Origin of the sequence: Herbiconiux daphne, assembly GCF_024979295.1 — a bacterium.
GTDB classification, from domain to species: domain Bacteria; phylum Actinomycetota; class Actinomycetes; order Actinomycetales; family Microbacteriaceae; genus Herbiconiux; species Herbiconiux daphnes.
The window spans coordinates 1-633 of record NZ_JANLCJ010000494.1 but is presented as its reverse complement, the minus strand read 5'-3'; the positions used below and the strand labels follow the sequence as shown (position 1 = coordinate 633).

Here is a 633-nt window from a genome sequence, read left to right as displayed (position 1 = left end):
TTAGAGATAAGGCCGCTCGCAATTATCAATATTATCATGGTGAGTTGCCTGTATTTGGTGATGATTGCGTATTGCCTATTACAGATCGAACCTGTAAAACATTTACTAATGGTGCTTTGAAAGATTTAGTTGAAGTATTTCTTTCTAATGACCATGAGCCGATTCAGTTTGTACCTGAAAGCGCGGGTGATGATAATGTATTAGCTATGGCTGCAACTAAGCTTGTACGCCAGGCATATAATGATAATGATGGTGATCTTTTAATTGCCTCGGTGCTTAAAGAAAGCCTTATTAATGGTGTTGCCTTTGTAAAACGTCATTATACAACACAGCGTGAAACAATCACTACACAGGCCAAAGGGCTTAAAGATGAAGCTGAGGCGCAAGGCTATATTCTTGCATGGCGTGAAGGTGGTTTAAAGATTGATGATGCTGATATTGAGCTAACAGAAAATGAAGATGGTACTTTTGATTTAGTTTGCACTTATGAAGGTGAGTTTGAAGGGGTTAAGATTTATCATGCTCCTTTAGAAGAAATTCTTTTTGATCAGAAAGCAAGCTCTATTAATGGTGCTCTTAATGGTTGCACTTATTTCTGTCATAGAGTAAGAAAAACCAAAGCAAAGTCGGAGG

General features: G+C 37.9%; 1 protein-coding gene. It reads left to right on the top strand.

Annotation, left to right across the window (positions count from 1 at the left end; translation table 11 throughout):
• The coding region (locus N1032_RS26050; protein WP_259543527.1) for a portal protein at positions 1-633 on the top strand (633 nt) is incomplete at both ends.